Source organism: Vibrio sp. KUL78, assembly GCF_059725505.1.
Map to the genome: position 1 here is coordinate 1,405,631 of NZ_AP045838.1, position 18,154 is coordinate 1,423,784.

The following is an 18,154-nucleotide window of genomic DNA, read 5'->3' on the forward strand; positions in this document are numbered from 1 at the left end:
TCAGTAGTGAGACTTCATTAATATAATTGATAGTTATTGAAGCATGATCACATTCGCATTCTGTATGCGAGCGTGAAATCGCATAAGGAAATGATCGTCAATCATGTGGAAAAGTGTACTCAGCCTTTCATCAGATCAAAAACAAGTCTTTGCTCAGTTACCAAAAGAGTATGAGCAGGGGTTGGCTTTGGAAGTCGCATTGCTAGGAAATGCATTAAAAGAGTTAAATGCAGAAGCATTCTTTGTCGATGAGACTTCGGTCATTCAATTTATCAAATCTGCCCAAGCCGCTAAAGGCGACGCTTTTTCAGGGCTAACACTTGCTCAAGTGAAAAATGCAACGGCTGAGGTCATACTCAGTGAGCAAGATATGTTGGCAAGTATCAAGGTTGAAGGTGCTTATGGTGGTGATGCTTTGACGCCAACGGATATCATTTCTGCGCTAACTCAGGCTCGTGTCGTAAAAGGCATTAATAAGAAAGCACTGAAGAAGGTGCTGCTGTTGAGTCAGCAACTTAAAAGTGGCGAAAGCTACACGCAGCCTGTAGCAATAGGCAAGCGACCAAAAGAGGGCAAAGATGCTCAGTTTATTCCGTTGGTTGCCGACCCTAAAGATAGGGTATTGAAGCCTCAAGCTTCAGGAGCAAATGGCAAGGTAGATATGCGAGATCTCGGGGCTGTAGTCACTGTTGGTGAGAACGAACAAGTGATGCGCCGCATTCCAGCTAAACCAGGTGAGAATGGATACACCGTCACGGGGGCTATTATTCCACCTCGTCCAGTGAAAGATTTGCCATTAAAGCCGGGTGCCGGAACCCGCTTTTCGCCAGACAATCCTAATACGTTACTCTCTACCATGTCAGGAATGCCTGTTATTAAAGCATCAGGCGTTGAAATGGATGAAGCACTTTGTTTGAGTAAAGTTGATATTTCCACTGGACACATCAAGTTCAAAGGTAGTGTTGTTATATCTGGAAACGTTGAACCTAATATGGAAGTGACCGCGACGGGGGCAATCACTGTCGGCGGTTTCGTCGAATCTGCTTCTCTTAAAGCGAAGGGCGATATAACCATTGCAAAAGGCATCATTGGGCATAATGTAGATGATGGCGAACCCAAGTCTTGCCACATAGAGTCTGGTGGTGATGTTGTTGCAAACTACGCGCAGTTTGCCACCATCAAGGCGCGTGGGGACGTTCAGTTTACTGTACATAGTTTGAATAACGACATCGCTTGTAGCGGTGATCTGTTGGTCACCGGTGGAAACAAGAAACAAGGTACGCTTAGCGGTGGTGAAGCTAAGGTCGGTGGCAAAGTTATCTGTAACCAACTTGGTGTTGAGGGTGATACGGCCACTTATATTGAGGCGTTCGCAAACTACAAACACTATGCTGAAAAGTTTGAGGAGCTACAATCTCGATATACGGCTCTTCAAGAACAAAAAATGGTGTCGATTCGTCGTGAGATTGAGTTGAAGAAGATTCCGAAGTCATCACGCACAGCAGAGCAGAACGCTGAACTTGCAGCATTAAACAGCGCTGACACTGAAGCGATAGATAAACTTAATGAAGAGAAAGAGCGTATCGAACTCGAACTGTACGCCAAACTAGAACTTAATACGGTCGAGTCTTTAGTTCAAACGCATACTAGGGTCACAGTTCAGTTTGATGACGAAAAAGTCACGACTAAGTCTACACACGGGCCTGCGACCTTCAGTTACAACAAACAAATTATTACGTTCGCGCCTAAACTCAAAGAAGAGGACATTTTAGTTTAAGTCGTTTTAAATGGGACTCGTACAGCGTCTATTCAGATTTCCATAAGGTCGCGCCATTTCCGAGTGTGTCTGCAAGCGTGTCTTGTGGATTACGTAAACGACAGCGCGACATCGACAAACAGCCGCAGCCAATGCATTCTCCTAGCTCATCTCTGAGTTTGGTCATTAGCCAAATTTTGTGATCCAGAATCTCTTTCCAGTTTTTACCCATTTGTTCCCACTCTTCTTGCGAAGGCGCTCGATTGAGAGGCAAACTAGATAGGGCGTGTTTGATCTCTTCTAAACTCAGTCCTAGTTGTTGTCCAGTTTTGATAACAGCGACTCGTCGTAACACAGAACTGTCATAGCGACGCTGATTGCCTTGATTACGCCAACTGGTAATCATCCCTTTTTGCTCATAGAAATGCAGTGCGGAGACCGCAACCTCTGCACGTTTGGCGACCTGGCCAACTGAAAGTTCCATAACTTCTCCTTATTTTTCTTCTAATTATAGCTTGACCTCAAGTTAAGTTGAGCTTTTATCCTTGATTTCAGTCACAGGAACAGGGAGAAGCGACAATGCACAATAGAAGGTTACATTTATCAGGATTGATGTTTGATGGAATTGCATCGGGAATGATGCTCATGGCATTGCCTTGGTCCATATTAAGTGAAGGGAATAACGGCACATTTCTCGCCGTCGTGACTTTAGTCTGTACGCTGCTCTCTTTTATGTTTACTCCGTTCTTCGCAACCGCAATTGATCGTTACTCTCGTAAACATATTTTGGCTGTTTCTCAGCTAATCCAAATGCTATCAGCCATCAGCGTTGTCGTAGTTAGTTGGTTTGTTGGAGTAAATATCTGGATCCTCGCTTCGTGTTTGTTGGTATTTTGGCTAGCTAGTGATTTAGCGTGGTCAACTAACGGGGCATTTACTCAGGAGCTATACAAGCCGAGTGAATATGGTCGAGTATCGAGCCAGCAAGAAATTGTCATGCAGATCACCACACTGAGTGCCGGAGGTATGGGCGTGTGGTTATTGGAAGTCTGGACAATTGATCGCTTCGCAATACTCACAAGTGCACTCACAGCTTTAGCCTTACTGTGTTTTATGGCGATTCAGCATCAGACTTCGAGAAAAACGGCGAACGTTGTCCGTTTCCACCAGCAATTGGGAGAGTCGAAGCGAATATTCAGTCAATCACCACTGTTCTTTTTGTTTATTGCCTTATCGTGCTTGAGTTACCCAATGATGACGTACTTGTCGAAGTTAGTGCCCATTTATCTATCAGAGAACTTGGTATCGGGCGAGTGGTTTGCCTGGTGGCAGATAAACTATGGTGTAGGTGCGATGCTATGTGGCTTAGCGATTGTTAAAGTGATGAAGCGTGTGAGACACGAAAAATTGATGCTGGCGAGTATGGTGATGATGTGTTTGCTGCTCGCCATAATGGCAATGACGCTCTCTCCCTTATCCATCGTTGTTATTGCACTGTTTATGGGATTGTTTAACGCGACGAACCGAATTGCGAGGGTAAACAAGCTACATCATGACGTCGATAACTCAGTCAGGGGACGAGTGGACGGCGGTATGAAACTATTTACAACAGCGGCACAGAGCGGTAGCTACATATTGATTGCCTACCTAGCACACTACCAGCTCATAGAAGTAGGATTTGCCGTTGCTGCCTTGGTCATGATAGCGGCGACGCTTGCTATGTGGATGTTGAAGCGAGCGAACGTGCTGGCTTATCGTCCTATTGAGGCTGAACTACAGGGTGAGGGAGCGGTTTAGCGGGAAGTGGTGTTGGCACTGGCTCCTCTGTTTTTTCTGGACGCGTGATGGTAATGCTTTTGATGAAACGGCTGAAGTAGAGCTCTTTGACTAGGTCGTCACAACGGTCATGAGTAAGACTGCGTTTTGATTGCTCGCTGCTGACTGCTACCATGGTTTGATTAGTCGGACGATACCCATTTGCGACCTCACAAAGTTCGATAGTGTTCATGTAGTTTGGGTATACATTAACAGGAGACGAACGAAATCCTAACTGGTTCATTTGATAAGAGGAACAACCAGAAAGAGACAGTGCCAGAATAGTGAGTAGTGCTTTATTTCGCATGTTGGGTAGCGTGAATCATTTGTTTTTTGCAAGAGCGCTAATACTAACCGCTATTTATGACAGATAAAGGGAAGTTTGAAACCTAGGTCACTTACCGACAAAAATTAACACTGCTCAGACATTTAACCAGTCTATACTGGGGTTCGCTTTGCAAAATACTCGCAAATCCAGCCAGATATAGAAGGAGAGATAGCATGACGGATTCTATCAACGTAGATGTTGCCGTACTCGGTGGTGGACCCGGCGGTTATACCGCAGCTTTTCGAGCAGCCGATTTAGGGCTCTCGGTATGCATTGTTGAGAGCAGAGAGACCTTAGGTGGTGTCTGCGTCAACGTTGGCTGTATCCCATCAAAAGCCTTGCTTCATGCTACGTCGTTGATTGAGCAAACAAGACACGGTCAATCCATGGGTATTACTTTCAGTGAGCCGACGGTGGATATAAACGCGCTGCGTGAGTACAAGGAGTCGACGATAGCTGAGTTGACCAAAGGTATTGCGAATCTTGCCAAGGCGAGAAAAGTGATTCGTGTTCAGGGAGTAGGACAGTTTATTTCTCCCACCAGTCTGGTTGTGAATGGAGAAAGTGAACAAAAAATTGAGTTTAAACACGCGATCATCGCTACTGGCTCACACTCGATCCCTCTGCCTATTGTACCCAATGACCCACGTATTTGGGACTCGACGGACGCACTTGAGGTGTCGACGATCCCTGAAAACCTTCTGATCGTTGGTGGTGGCATTATTGGGCTAGAAATGGCTCAGGTCTATGCAGCGCTTGGATCTAAGATCACCATAGTGGAGGCGCAGGATCATATCATTCCGAGTGCAGATAAGGACATTATCCAGCCGCTACAAAAAACGACCAAGAAAACCTACCAAGTCTTAACCAAAACGCTAGTCACAGAGATGAGCGCTGAAGCTGAGGGTATTTTAGTTAGTTTTGAAGGGAAGAAGGCCCCACAGCCAACGTTATTTGATGCCGTGCTTGTCGCCGTTGGTCGCGCGCCAAACACATCGAATCTCGGTCTTGAAGCCATAGGCGTTACCACGGATGCGAAGGGACTTATAGAGGTGAACGAAAAGATGCAGTCTAATGTGCCAAGCATCTTCGCGATTGGTGACATAGTCAAAGGTCCTATGCTTGCTCACAAAGCCACGCACGAAGGTAAAGTAGCAGCCGAGGTGATAGCGGGCTTGGATGCCACCTTCACTCCAGCTGCGATTCCTTCAGTGGCTTATACCCACCCTGAAGTGGCATGGGTAGGGATAACAGAGAAAGAAGCGAAAGAGCAAGAGCTGGAATACAGTGTTGGTAAAGTGCCTTGGTTGGTAAGTGGACGTGCACAAAGTGTTAATGCCACCAACGGGGTAACGAAAGCGCTGTTCGACAAACACACAGGCACTCTTATTGGTGCGGGTATCTGCGGAGAAAATGCCGGAGAGTTGATTCATGAAGCTGCAGCCGTGCTTGAACTAGGTGGCCGAGCGAAGGATATTGCTCATACGGTTCATGCACACCCGACACTCGCGGAGACGTTCGCGTTTGCCGCTGAAGTCGTAGAAGGCTCTATGACGGATATGCTGCCAGCGAGAAGAAAATAATCAAAGAAAAGAGGGCGCCTAAGCGCCCTCGAGAGTTTCAGTGTGAATGCTTCACCTCTATCGTGTTATTTCGCGCTCACATTCAGAACAATCTTGCCAATGTGGTTTTTCTCAACAAACTCGATTTGAGCCTGTTTAATCTCTGCAAGTTCAAATGTCTTACCCACCAGCGGTTTGATCTCTTCAGCTTCAATTCTACTGATGAGGTTCGGGAACACTTCGTCTTCCAGTCCGGTACAACCGAAGAAAGAAAGATCCTTGAGATACAAGGTACGAACATCCAGCTCAACCATAGGTCCACCGATCGCACCTGAAACGGCGTAGCGTCCTTTTGGCGCCATCACGTCTAGCAGCTCTGGCCACTGAGGCCCTGCAACGAGGTCAATGACGACGTTCACGCTGTTTTGTCCCAGTGCTTCCACTAAGTTTTGACCACGTGAGACGGTTTTATCAGCACCGACCTCAAGCAAGGTGGCAGCCTTAGATTCGCTAGTAACGGCAATCACTTTCGCTCCGCGAGCTTTGGCGAGCTGAATCGCTGCCGAGCCGACGCCACCAGAAGCTCCGGTTACTAATACGACATCGCCAGCGGCAACGTTAGCGCGCGTTAACATGTTCTCTGCGGTCGAATAAGAACACGGAAATGACGCAAGCTCAGTGTCGGTGTAGCTTGAATTTACACTGTAAGCTTGGCGAGCGTCTACAGTCGTATATTCCGCGAATCCGCCATCACACTCAGAGCCAAAGTACCAAAAATGTTCAAGTTTCTGACCGTCGACATAACGTAGACATGGATCAATTAGCACACGTTCGCCGATGCGACTCGCGTCTACATTCGAACCTACTGCAACAATATGACCACATACATCCGCGCCTTGAATTCGTGGTAGTTCCAGAGCTTTACCATCCCAGCTTGCATCTTCACTGTCGTTGTCGCCTTTTGAGTACCAACCAATACGTGTGTTGATGTCTGTGTTATTGACGCCAGCCGCGCTGACTTTAATCAGAACTTCATCGGCTTTAGGCGCTGGTACGGGAATATCGTTTCGAATGTCTAGCTGGTCTAGCTCGCCATGACCAATCAGCTGTACGCCAGTCATTACCGTGCTCATAGGTGGATTCCTTCTTAGTAGCTTGTTGAATTAGTGGTAAATAAAGTAGTGATGGCTACTTTGGCAGCGGTAATCGCCGATTCACCTAAAATGGGATAAGCGGTTGTCGTTCCCTCATGCAATACAAAAAGAGCATGAGAAAGATCATCTCGTCCACTTAATTTGGCAAGTAAATCGATAACCTGTTGTTTGTGCCTTTCAACTGTCGAATTTATGTCCGCGTTGTCAGGAAAGGCGGCCAGAGCATTGACTGAAAGGCAGCCTTTCGGGGCGTGTTCTTTCATCCAATTACCGAGAACATCAAACGCTGCAAGTGTAGCGTCTAGGCCACTGTGCTGTGCGCACTGCTCTAGTAGCGCGAGATAGCGTTGGTGACGATAGTCCAATGCGCCAACGACCATACTCTCTTTGGAGGGGAAGTATTTGTATAGAGTGCGCATGCTTACGCCAGACAGCGCTTTTAATTCAGCGACACTGGGCTCAGCGAACCCTTTTCTGGAAAAAGCACGCTCTAGGTTCTCTGCGATTTGTTGTTGCGACATAGAAAACACCACAAGGTAGAATGATTATACTACCCATAGTGTAGAATAATCATTCTACAGTCGTCAATGGTGATCGAAACCCTACAGCCAACGCTTGGCCAGTGCCCATCCCACAGAGCCTGCACCAAACAAGACGCACAGAGCGGTAACCACCCAAAATGCAAAAGGATTTTCTGTGCCTGGCATACCACCCACGTTGATGCCTAGCAAGCCCGTGAAAAAACCCAGGGGCAGAAATAACCCAGCGATGATTGTGAATACGTAGGTACGTCGGTTAAGCGTCTCCGCGTCGATAGCGTTTAGCTCATCCATCATCAAAATGGAATGCTCTCGTAGCATTTCGATGTTCTCAAGGCAGCGCAGCTGTCTATCGAGCAGCGCTTTAATCTTGAGACTGTCGAGCTCGTTGAGCCACTCTAAGTTAGAGGTTGCGAGCTGATTCAACGTCTCTTTTTGGGGAGATAGATGTCTGCGAAGTTTGATACAGACCTTACGCAATTGGCTGACTTGCTCTCGATAATCGTTGTTGCTCGAGGTAAAGTCCGCTTCTTCGAGCTCAAGTGCATGATCTTCTAGCCGGCTAAGACTGCTTTCTTGTTTCGCGGTAATGGCGTCAAGCCAGTTGATGAGCAGCTCTGGAACTGTTTGAGGACCTTCACCACGTTCCAGCGACTCGAGTACTTCTTTGGTGGATATTAGCGGACGACGTCGCGTGCTGAGTATCCGAGTTCCATCAGTCCAAATCCTTAGTGAGACCATGTCTTCAGGATCGGACTCTGGATTGAGATTGATAGCCCTAAAGTTGGCAAGTACATTGTTTTTTCTTTTCAGAATGTGTGGGCGACTGCTTTCGCTGGTCAAGCCATCAATAGCAATCTCGTTGAGACCACTATGCGCTGTGATCCAGTCAACCGTCGTGGCGACACTGTAGTCGAAATGCAGCCAAACAAGCTTCTCTCGCTCTTGCCAGATCTTATTGATCCCTTCATTACATGGGATTAGTCCGCCCTGCCCATCAAGTTGGATTGCGTGAATTAAACCAGTTGGGTAGGCGCTATCAGCTTTTAGAACCATAGAGACTCTTTGGTTAATGATTTGTTTGGGTTAATAATAAAATGTTAATGCAATATGTGTGTGAAGTGTAGCAAAATTAGGTTACGCCTCTTGCAGCAACCCATCCGACCAGTTATTGTTAAGTAACAAGGCGTTAACATAAGGTGGTAGGGATGCACTTCGACGAATTAATAGCAAAAGCCAAGCTCTGCGCGCAAACTGGTGAGCATATGTCGATCCCTACGTCATGGGGGCAAGGGCGTACGGTTTTTGGAGGATTATCCGCATCATTGCTGTATACCGTGATGCAGTCTCATCTGAGTGGGGAGCGCGTTTTACGGTCTCTCAACACAAATTTTGTCGGACCCTTACTCGTAGATGTGCCGTTTACCTTCGAAGTAGAAGTGCTTCGTGAAGGAAAAAGTGTCTCTCAACTGAGTGCGCGACTGATTCAAAATGGAAAGGTTGCGGTGTTCCAACAAGGTTGCTTTGGCGCAGATCGTGACTCTAGCATTGTCGTTAAAAATAACGATAATCACATTATGCCAGTGCCTGATGATCTTCCTAGGTTTCCAACCATAGAACAGGGGGCACCAAACTACACCTCTCATATTGATTTAGCATTAGCTCGCGGACATCTGCCTTTCACTGGGAGTAAAGACTCCCACACATGGGGTTGGATGCGCTTTAAAGTGGCACCAAAACTCATCTCTGATGCCCATCTTATTTGTTTAGTCGATGCATGGCCTCCAGGCGTATTGCAAATGATGGACACGCCAGCGCCAGCGAGCTCTATGATGTGGAACTTAGAGTTTATTCATCCTCATCGTCCCGTTCAGCCTGAAGATTGGTTTGCTTATCAGTCTCACACACGACAGGCTGCTGAAGGCTACGCCCACGCGCAGGCGAACATTTGGAATAATCGGGGAGAATTAGTGGCGGTGAGTAGGCAGAGCATCGCTATTTTCGACTAAATCGCGCTTTACAGTGTAAACAAACATCATGGGTTGCAGCGACGTTTTGCAGCCCTTTTTTGCATTTGACCCGTCTACCAGTGACGGGTTTACGTTACGCCACTTGAACTTCATTTTCAGGCTGCTATCCTTTGCCGCCCTTTTTCATGTGTTGAGGTAATTTCTATGGCTATCGGTTTTGATTACGGAACCGCAAACTGCTCCGTTGCACACCTAAATAATGGCAACGTAGAACAAATCCCATTGGTAGGGGATAACTGCTACATAGCATCAACACTGTGCGCACCGACGGCCGAAACGGTTTCAGAATATCTGTTTCGCTGCCTGGACATACGTCCGTCTAACGACACAGGTGAGGCTGTGTTGAGGCGTGCCGTTAAGCTGAATCGTGAAGAAGGTATAGAGGTGGTTCCGAGTGATGTCTTGTTTGGTGAGCAAGCGCTTAATCTTTACTTAGAAGATCCGAAAGACGTGTATTACATCAAGTCACCAAAGTCCTTCCTAGGTGCCATGGGACTGCGTGATATGCAGCTTTCCTTCTTCGAAGATCTGGTTTGCGCAATGATGAGTAACGTAAAGCGCAGAGCTGAAGCAAATCTCGACCGCGCGATAGAGCAGACGGTCATTGGTAGACCTGTTAACTTTCTTGGACGTGGTGGCGATGCATCTAACCAGCAAGCTGAAGGGATATTGCTGCGTGCGGCAAATCGCGCCGGTTTTAAAGACGTCGAGTTTCAGTACGAGCCTGTAGCAGCGGGGCTAGAGTTTGAGTCTACCTTAACCGAAAACAAGAACGTACTTGTCGTCGATATTGGCGGTGGTACCACAGACTGCTCGTATATTCAGATGGGGCCGTCTTGGATTGGAAAAAACGACCGACAACAATCCCTTATCGCGCATACCGGACAGCTGGTGGGTGGTAATGATCTGGATATCTATATTGCGTTTCGCCGCTTCATGCATGCATTTGGTATGGGCACCAAGCGTCATTCTGGCTTAGATATTCCTGTGACGCAGTTCTGGAATCCCATAGCCATTAACGATGTGCAAGCTCAGCGAAAATTTTACGCTCACGATAACCTAAAAGAGCTGAGATTATTGGCAAAGGAAGCCCTTGAGCCAGAAAAAGTCAATCGCCTCGTCGCTTTGCATCAAGAAACGCTTGGTTATGCGGTGATTCGCGAAGCAGAAAAAACCAAGATTGCGTTAGAGGAAAGTGCTGATTACCAAGCCATGCTCGATCTGTATTCTGAGCATGTGGGTATCGAGATAACTCAATCAGACATGGCGGCGGCGATCGATAATCCAACGAAGAAAATTCAATCGCTAGTGAAAGAAGCAGCGCAGCAAGCGGGCACCTTACCAGATGTGATCTACATGACGGGCGGTTCTGCGCGCTCTTCGATTTTGCGCACTGCGGTTCAGGATGTGTTGCCGAATATCCCTGTCGTGTCGGGGAATTACTTTGGCTCAGTGACAGCCGGGTTGGCGAGATGGGCTGACGTCTGTTTTAAGTAAAATGATTGGCTTATATTAGAATGACTAAGCCCAGAGCATGTGCTCTGGGCTTTTTTTATAGTGTGAGTGTTGTCTGAGTCGATGCTCAGTGGAATGCTTATTTAGTCGGCATTGGCAGGATTTCAAACATGCCGTCAAACTCATCAAGCGACGCGGCTAGCTGTCCGATAAGCTCAGCATTGCCCTTGATTCCCGCTTGCCCCGATTTTAATAGCTCATCAAGCGTGGTTTGCCCAAGCGCTACTCGAGTAAGGTCGGCTTTATTGATTACCAGCTCGACGTTGGTCAGCGGCAATGTCTCCACTTCGATGTTACTCATGTTTGCGTTTGATACTTCACCGTAGTAACGTTCTTCCACATCTGGGTGATACAGCCCGAAGGTAAAGTCTAGACCTGCTTGCTCTGCTTTTTCGGCATTGAGGCGCACGGCGATAAAGTCTAAGAACATGCCTGTTGGCGTGTTGGCAATTACGTCAGCAGACGCTAGTTTGATCGATGGTTTGATTTCACCGGTTCTAAGCTCAACTGCACCTTGAAGGTAGGAGTTACGCCATGCCATGGTTTCTGACTGATAACCTTGCTGCTCAAAACTGTCTGCTAGGGCATAACGATACTTCACGTTATTTGGGTCACATTGCACAAGGTCGTTAAATAGCTGCGATGCTTCTTGATACGCTCCTTGATTGAAGTGTTTCATGCCTGCGTCATACAACACTTCCGCACCCGCCGCTTCCACGTAAACACACGATTTCTCTTTGGTTTGTAGAGGATTGGTGTTAACCGGGTTCATATCGTGATAGCCCAAGTACAGGTTGACCACTGCGCGCGCATTGTGGCTGTATGAGCCATGATAACCATTGGTATGCCATGTCTGCTTTTGAGACTCAGGCACTAGCTTTTCAATCTCACGACCAACATCGTGAATCGTCACACCGTGGTTAGCAAGGCGCATTGCTTGGTTGTGAATGAAACCGTAGTTGTCGCGTTGTAGCGTCATGTACTCAGAGATTTCGTTGATTTTTGTCTCTGGATCGTCCCAAACTGGCGCCGAGTGAGCTGCGTGAATGTTGTCGACTAACCCTGAGTCTACATAACGCATCTTCAGCTCTGTGAGGTACTTGGTCCACACAAGCGCGTCACGGACTTTTGCGCCACGGAAGGTGTAGATGTTGTGCATACCGTCATAAGTCAGCTCTGCGGTGTTCAGAGAGCGATACTGAGGCACATACAGCACGATTTCAGCCGGAGCTTCAGCGCCTGGCATATTGATCGCGTGGAAATCGAGGCCATCGATGGTAATGACTTTTTCACGCTCTTGGATTTCTGTAGTTGGCGCAACTAAGGTCACTTCACCACGAGAGGTGCCTAGCCCTAGAGCGTTATCGACAATGCCTTTCTCATCGTTATCCAGCGTTGTGCCATATTGATAGTTCGCGCGGCGACCCATGGCGGTACCTGCGATGACGTTTTCATCCGCTAACTCTTTGATGAAATCTTTTGGTGCGTAGATAGGTGCGCCTTCACTAAAGTCGCCAGACTCGTGGATGCCACGAGAGCCACCAAAGTGGTCTGCGTGCATGTGTGAGTAAATCATCCCCGTGATTTTATGCTCGCCATTGATCTTTGGTAGATGCTGCTTAGCAAAATCCCATGACGCAGCAGCCGCTTCGCGTGACAGCAGTGGATCGTGAATCACGTAGCCATTATCGGTGCGATAGATGGTCATATTAGAAAGGTCGGCGCCTCGGATTTGATAAACGCCATCCGTTACTTCATACAGACCACCAGCCGCGTAGTTGAGCATGCCTTGGCGCCAGATAGAAGGGTTGACCGTAGGCGGGATCGCATCCACAGACAGCTCAGCCATAAACTCAAAGCGATTCTTTAGCTCGCCCGCTGCATGAGTGCCAAACTCGGCGATAAGACCGCGCTTGGTGCGTTCAAAGGCAGAGGTATCTTCCCACGGAAGTGTGGCAGCAAGCGCTTGGTTAGCCTCAAGAGTATGGGCACTGGCTGGTTTGCCTTGGTAGTCCTCAAGACCAGCGTAGTCAGCGTGAGCTGCAAAAGATGCCATAACAGCGATAGCGAGAGTCGAAGGAGTTAGAGCTCGAAGCATAAATAACCTCATCACAGAATTAACAGGAAACGAGATCACTATACCCACTTGACTCATAAGCAAACATGCAATGTAATTTAGTTAATACATAACAACTGGCTATGAATAATGACGCTTTCCGATTTTGACCTTAATTTAATGCGCGTGTTTTTAACCGTTTACCGCTGTCAATCCATTACGGTGGCGGCAGAGGTGTTAAACCTGACTCAACCCGGTGTCAGTGGTGCGCTCAAACGATTGCAAAACCAGCTCGGGCAGAAGCTATTTGTAAGAGACGGTCGAGGCATTGCCCCAACACATTTAGCGCATGAAATGGCGCGTCAAATAGAGCCTGCATTGGAGGCGATTGAGAACACGCTGACCGATGCGCAGGAGTTCACCGTGGAGGGCAAGCGTCGATTTGTTGTCTACACCACAGAGCCGGTCATGCTGAAGCTGGTACCGAAAATTGAAGCAGATAAGAGTTTGGGTAACTGTGAGATCGTCTTGTGTCCGACGACAGTCAGTGAGGCAGAGCTGCTTGAAAAGCTCAATCTAAGACAAGCCGATTTGGCGATAGAGTTTTCTGAGTCCTCGACGTCGAGCCACTTTACTCAGCCGTTTTTCTCCGATCAAATATGCGTCATAGCCAGCAAAAACCATCCACGAATCCAAGGCAACATTAGTACTCAAGATTACTATCAAGAAAAGCACATTACCTTGAAGCTGCGCCGTGAAGAGATATTTCTAGTCGATTATTTTACCGAGGAGCATATTCAGCCACGCAAGGTTGCTGCAGAGTGTGAGTCCTTACTTGCGTTGATGGCCTTAGTGGCAAGTAGTGAAAGTATTGGCATGACAAGTGTCAGTATGGCAACGCAGTTTGCGGAGCAGTTTGGTTTGCAAATCCTTGAGGCTCCGTTTAACTCTCTGCCTGTTGACTATGTACTGATGGGACACAAAAGAGAGCAGAACAGCAAAGCCAACATTTGGCTACGCGAGAAGCTGCTCTCTTATGTCTTAGATTAAGCGCCTTTGCCCAACCTTTATGCTTAAACTCCTATGCCTCGGCTAGAGTCAGTTTCTGCCTTCTCATAAAAGCAAACAGCAATACTAGGCTTATTAACGCGGTGGCGCCTTCGGCAAACAAGATACTTGCCCAGATGCCGTTGGTTGGGAATACGCCTGGTAATAAGATGACACCCAGCGCGACGAACACAAAACCACGAGCCAGTGAAATAACGGTCGCTTGGTTCGGTTTGGCTATCGCTTGAAACAGATTCGCTACCACCAGATTCAATCCCATCAATGGTGTGGCGTAGAAGAAAAACAGCAGTGCAGTGGCCGAAAGCTCTAACAGCTCACTGTCGGCACCTAAGTAAAAACGCGCTACGTCTTCTGCAGTAAACCAAATGACCGACAAGAACAGAAAGCCACTGCCAATGGATGTTACGAGCCCGAGCTTGAGCGTGCTGTTTACGCGATCGGTTTTACTGGCGCCATAGTTAAAGCTAATAATTGGTTGACACGCTTGGTTAATACCGACAATCACAAACAAAGCAAACACACCCACGTTGGCTGTTAAGCCGTAAGCGATGATATGTCCCTCTCCAAATTGGCTGAGCAACACATAGTTAAACAGCAAGATGGTGAGGGCTGAGGTGATCTCAATAAAAAAGGTTGGTACGCCTATCTTCAAGATTTGACCGACTCTTTCGAGCCCTAGACCCTCTAGGCTAAACCGTAGCTGTCCTTTTTGCTGCCAAAAGTGGGTTAGCAGAATTAACGCGATGACACCTTGCGCAATAGCAGTCGCATAAGCGGCACCCTTCATACCCCAACCAAACTTGAGTACAAAGAAGTAGTCCAATACGAGGTTGGTCACAGCACCTGCGGACATCGCATACATGGCAAGTTTCGGATTGGTATCGTTACGCACAAAGCAAGACATGACCCAAGCTAGAGCATAGAGCACAAAGAATTTGAGCATGACATTTAGGTAATCATGGGCAAGCTGTGCCATATAACCACTGGCTCCCATGAGCGCGATGATCTCATCTAGCCATATCAAAGCCGCTACAACGGCAATAGTGGTGATAATCGCGGTTGCCAGCATCGATTGGCTAAACAGGGTCTGACCGATCTTGAGGTTGCCCTTACCAAACTCAATCGACATCAGCGCAGCGCCACCAATACCTATCATCATGGCTAATGCGGAGAAAATTGAGAAAGCAGGAATCGTTAATGAAATAGCACCAAGACCTTCAGGACCGACACCTTGACCCACAAACCATGCATCTCCCATGATAAAAATGGATTTGATGACCATGCCTGACAATGCAGGCAATAAATACTGAATAAACGACTTCTGAATTGGATCAGATTTTAGATTTATACTCATTGATAACCAAAATACGTTGAAAGTAATACGAACTCTGTTACTGGTATTATCGTTACCAAAAGTAGGCTAAGAAAGGGAGATTATGACCATTATCTGGCACTATTCGGACGTTCGTTTTCGAAATTCAGCGGGAGACTCGCCCATTTGACCTCGATAAAAGCGCCCAAAATAAGAAGGATCATCAAAACCTAAGTCCAACGCGATGGTTTTGACGGTTTTGGTGGAAAACAGTAAATCGCGGTTAGCTTCTAACAGGATTCGTTCATGTAGAAGTCGAGTAACAGTCTTACCAACATGCTTCTTGGTTAGCTCGTTTAAGCGTTTGCTAGTAATGGATAGGGCATCAGCATAAAACTGAACGTGGCGCTGCTTGCGATAGTGGCGTTCAATCAACCCTAGCACCTTGGTGATCCTGGCATCTTTTACCACCTGTGTGCCGGCTGTATTGATGGAAAATCTTAGCAAGTAGCGCAGAAAACTGGTAAGCAGTGACTCAATCAGGTCCCAATCGGTCTGTGCCTGGTGGAACTCATCCAACAGCAAGGAAAAGAGAGGCTCAAAATAGGCAAGCCCATCATCAGAGGTATCAAAATAGGGCTGTTGGTCGTCGTGGGCGCGAAAGACGGCATTGAACATACGTTGGTGGCGCGGACGATTCTCTAGAAAGTCGGTTGAGAAAATCATCATGCGATAGTTGTCAGCAAGCTCAGCGGTTTCATGCACTTGCCCCGGAGCTATGGTGAAAAAGCGTCCTTTTTTACTCGGATACTCGACAAAATCGATGCTTTGTTTGCCGACATCATCCAGACACCAAATGATCTCAAAGTAATCATGTCGATGAGCACCAATAATCCCGCCCTCATCATCGATGGCACTGTCGATGATCTGACAGGGGTTTCCCTTCGGGAGAGTGATGACGTTTATCTTATTGCTCATGTTGACCATACCAAATACACCATCTCTCAATTATGACACTCAAAATTGTCGATTGCGACCAAACGTCTGGTGTCAGAGTGTGTAAAAATTAACTAAAATACAAGCAGTAACATGGGGAGGATGGATGCAGATACCCACCATAGGCTTTGACCATAAGAAAACCAATCAAGCGGAGTTAGAGATCTTCGATCTGGAATCTCTGTACCAACGAGAATACAAAGATCACTCGCCGCAGCGCCCTCATCGCATCACCTTTTTCATGATGGTGTACATCGAACGTGGGTCGGGTACTCATATGGTCGATTTCAAGAGCTACCCATTTGAATCAGGAAGCATAGTTTTTGTGCGCCGTGAACAGGTTCAATGCTTCGATTTTGCCTCTCAACCAGTCGGGAAGGTGGTGATATTTACCCAGGAGTTTCTCGACCAAGTCCACGCTAATATGCGTCTTCCTAACTACACGCCAACGCACCTCAATCAATCTCGCTCTCCTGTATTGGCTTTAGATAGTGATACTTGCCTTAGTGCCAAACGAATCATTGATGAGGTGTTAAAAGAGATATCCCATGACAAGACAGATCCTTTAGTGGTGATGTATCTGTTTTCTGCATTCGCGTTGATGTTGCACAGGCTCAGGCCGGAAGAACGACACGATAAGTTGTCACAGGAGCAGAGCGTTAAGTTAGCGCGATTTTTTGATCTTCTACAGAGTCACTATGAACGCACGCGAGACGCCAATTGGTATGCCTCGCAGATCGGTACGACCTATAAAACGCTCAATCAGATCTGCAAGTTGGCAACGGATCTCACCGCAAAGCAGATGATCGATGCGTTTGTAACGATTGAAATGAAACGTCGTTTGGTGGTGAGTAGTGTGACAACTCAGCAACTCGCCTATGATTTTGGCTTTGAAGATGCCAGTAACTTTGTAAAGTACTTTAAAACCAAACAGATATGACGCCAAGTCAGTTCCAAAAGCAGTACGCTGACCCTCATATTTAGTCGAAAACCTGGTCTTGGGTTCGATATTGACCATTTTCCGACTCACTTCTACACGGATCTCCATCGAGCTTGTTCCTATTATTGTTTGCGAGCCAACAAGAGGAAAACAATATGAACAAGCTTACTCGTCTATTCGCTACGACTGCTGTAGCCGCTTCAGCCCTATCTGTTTCTGCGATTGCAAATGCAGAGGACATGACCAATCGCGAAAAGGCCATAGCCGTCATTTCTAGCATTGAGACTGGTGACCAAAGTGCCATTGGCTATATCAATCCTGAAAATTACATTCAGCATAACTTGGGCGTGGCTGATGGGCTGGCGGGCTTTGGCGAGGTGTTACAGCAGCTTCCCGAAGGCAGCGCGAAAGCGAATGTGATTCGTACTATTCAAGACGGCGATTATGTAGCGCTACACACGGAATACAATTTCTTTGGTCCTAAAGCTGGCTTTGATATCTTCCGCTTTGAAGATGGTCTAATCGTTGAGCACTGGGATAACCTGCAAGAGGTGGCCAAGCCCAATCCAAGTGGTCGAACCCAGTTTGATGGCGCAACTGAAATCACCGACCTAGATAAAACAGATGCTAACAAAGCCTTAGTCACGGACTTTGTGAAAACCATTCTTATGGGGGGCGACATGTCGAAGATTGGCATGTTTATCGGTGACAAAGATTCTGATTACATTCAACACAACACCGGCGTTGCCGATGGTTTAAGTGGATTAGGCGTTGCGATGAAGGCGCTGGCTGAAGCGGGTATGCCGATGGTTTACGACGCGAACCACTTAATTATTGGTGAAGGTAATTTTGTTCTTTCAGTCAGTGAAGGCAAGTTCATGAATCAACACGTGGCATTTTACGACCTGTTCCGCGTCGACAATGGAAAAATCGTTGAGCATTGGGACACCATTGAAGTGATTCCGCCAAAATCTGAATGGAAAAATGACAACGGTAAGTTTGGTTTCCAGTAAATACACCGAACCGTTCCAAGGAGGGTCACTATCACAGTGACCCTTTTTATTTCTTAAAACTCAGTTGGAG

Annotated in this window: 15 protein-coding genes and 1 pseudogene; 8 read left to right on the forward strand and 8 right to left on the reverse strand. The window is 47.1% G+C overall.

Translation table 11 applies throughout. The annotated features are described in order from the left end of the window. Positions 1 to 103: 103 nt before the first annotated feature. Positions 104 to 1,777, forward strand: coding sequence for a flagellar assembly protein A (locus tag AC6I8Y_RS22770; RefSeq protein WP_498021808.1), 1,674 nt, complete (start codon positions 104 to 106; stop codon positions 1,775 to 1,777). Positions 1,778 to 1,805: 28 nt separating this feature from the next. Here the strand turns inward: AC6I8Y_RS22770 and soxR are convergent, their stop codons facing one another. Continuing rightward, positions 1,806 to 2,240 (reverse strand): redox-sensitive transcriptional activator SoxR, encoded by a 435-nt coding sequence (gene soxR, locus AC6I8Y_RS22775; RefSeq protein WP_128648144.1) that lies wholly within the window; start codon positions 2,238 to 2,240, stop codon positions 1,806 to 1,808. A gap of 95 nt (positions 2,241 to 2,335) precedes the next feature. Here soxR and AC6I8Y_RS22780 point away from each other — a divergent pair, with 95 nt between their 5' ends. Further along, entirely contained in the window at positions 2,336 to 3,553 is a 1,218-nt protein-coding gene (locus tag AC6I8Y_RS22780; protein ID WP_394149729.1) for an MFS transporter, read from the forward strand. Here the strand turns inward: AC6I8Y_RS22780 and AC6I8Y_RS22785 are convergent. Beyond that, positions 3,516 to 3,878 carry a hypothetical protein gene (locus AC6I8Y_RS22785; RefSeq protein WP_394149730.1) on the reverse strand — a complete coding sequence of 121 codons (363 nt, stop codon included), beginning with the start codon at positions 3,876 to 3,878 and terminating at the stop codon, positions 3,516 to 3,518. The genes AC6I8Y_RS22780 and AC6I8Y_RS22785 overlap by 38 nt on opposite strands. A 194-nt stretch (positions 3,879 to 4,072) precedes the next feature. On the opposite strand from AC6I8Y_RS22785, the gene lpdA reads away from it, so the two are divergent. Further along, entirely contained in the window at positions 4,073 to 5,482 is a 1,410-nt protein-coding gene (gene lpdA / locus AC6I8Y_RS22790; RefSeq protein WP_498021809.1) for a dihydrolipoyl dehydrogenase, read from the forward strand. Between the two features lie 65 nt (positions 5,483 to 5,547). Here lpdA and AC6I8Y_RS22795 read toward each other — a convergent pair whose 3' ends face one another. The 3 genes from AC6I8Y_RS22795 to AC6I8Y_RS22805 all read right to left on the reverse strand — a co-directional run bounded on the left by AC6I8Y_RS22795 (position 5,548) and on the right by AC6I8Y_RS22805 (position 8,210). Continuing rightward, positions 5,548 to 6,594: an alcohol dehydrogenase family protein gene (locus tag AC6I8Y_RS22795; RefSeq protein WP_394149732.1), complete on the reverse strand. Its 1,047-nt coding sequence runs from the start codon at positions 6,592 to 6,594 to the stop codon at positions 5,548 to 5,550. 14 nt (positions 6,595 to 6,608) lie between these two features. Next, positions 6,609 to 7,136 (reverse strand): TetR/AcrR family transcriptional regulator, encoded by a 528-nt coding sequence (locus AC6I8Y_RS22800; protein WP_394149734.1) that lies wholly within the window; start codon positions 7,134 to 7,136, stop codon positions 6,609 to 6,611. 81 nt (positions 7,137 to 7,217) lie between these two features. Next, complete coding sequence (locus AC6I8Y_RS22805) at positions 7,218 to 8,210, reverse strand: zinc transporter ZntB (protein ID WP_394149735.1); 993 nt, start codon at positions 8,208 to 8,210, stop codon at positions 7,218 to 7,220. 152 nt (positions 8,211 to 8,362) lie between these two features. Between AC6I8Y_RS22805 and AC6I8Y_RS22810 the strand changes: the two genes are divergently transcribed. Then, positions 8,363 to 9,163: an acyl-CoA thioesterase gene (locus tag AC6I8Y_RS22810; RefSeq protein WP_252015986.1), complete on the forward strand. Its 801-nt coding sequence runs from the start codon at positions 8,363 to 8,365 to the stop codon at positions 9,161 to 9,163. 165 nt (positions 9,164 to 9,328) lie between these two features. Next, positions 9,329 to 10,681, forward strand: coding sequence for a molecular chaperone (yegD, locus tag AC6I8Y_RS22815; RefSeq protein ID WP_498021810.1), 1,353 nt, complete (start codon positions 9,329 to 9,331; stop codon positions 10,679 to 10,681). Positions 10,682 to 10,778: 97 nt separating this feature from the next. Here yegD and AC6I8Y_RS22820 read toward each other — a convergent pair whose 3' ends face one another. Further along, entirely contained in the window at positions 10,779 to 12,797 is a 2,019-nt protein-coding gene (locus AC6I8Y_RS22820; RefSeq protein ID WP_498021811.1) for an alkyl/aryl-sulfatase, read from the reverse strand. Positions 12,798 to 12,905: 108 nt separating this feature from the next. On the opposite strand from AC6I8Y_RS22820, the gene AC6I8Y_RS22825 reads away from it, so the two are divergent. Further along, positions 12,906 to 13,805: a LysR family transcriptional regulator gene (locus tag AC6I8Y_RS22825; RefSeq protein WP_042474946.1), complete on the forward strand. Its 900-nt coding sequence runs from the start codon at positions 12,906 to 12,908 to the stop codon at positions 13,803 to 13,805. Between the two features lie 31 nt (positions 13,806 to 13,836). Here the strand turns inward: AC6I8Y_RS22825 and AC6I8Y_RS22830 are convergent, their stop codons facing one another. Beyond that, on the reverse strand, positions 13,837 to 15,177 hold the full coding sequence (locus tag AC6I8Y_RS22830; RefSeq protein WP_498021812.1) for an MATE family efflux transporter: 1,341 nt from the start codon (positions 15,175 to 15,177) through the stop codon (positions 13,837 to 13,839). A gap of 99 nt (positions 15,178 to 15,276) precedes the next feature. After that, on the reverse strand, positions 15,277 to 16,113 hold the full coding sequence (locus AC6I8Y_RS22835; protein ID WP_498021813.1) for a helix-turn-helix domain-containing protein: 837 nt from the start codon (positions 16,111 to 16,113) through the stop codon (positions 15,277 to 15,279). Between the two features lie 124 nt (positions 16,114 to 16,237). Here AC6I8Y_RS22835 and AC6I8Y_RS22840 point away from each other — a divergent pair. Next, positions 16,238 to 17,115: pseudogene (locus AC6I8Y_RS22840) on the forward strand (AraC family transcriptional regulator). 111 nt (positions 17,116 to 17,226) lie between these two features. Continuing rightward, positions 17,227 to 18,084 (forward strand): nuclear transport factor 2 family protein, encoded by an 858-nt coding sequence (locus tag AC6I8Y_RS22845; protein ID WP_498021814.1) that lies wholly within the window; start codon positions 17,227 to 17,229, stop codon positions 18,082 to 18,084. The last annotated feature ends 70 nt before the right edge of the window (positions 18,085 to 18,154 follow it).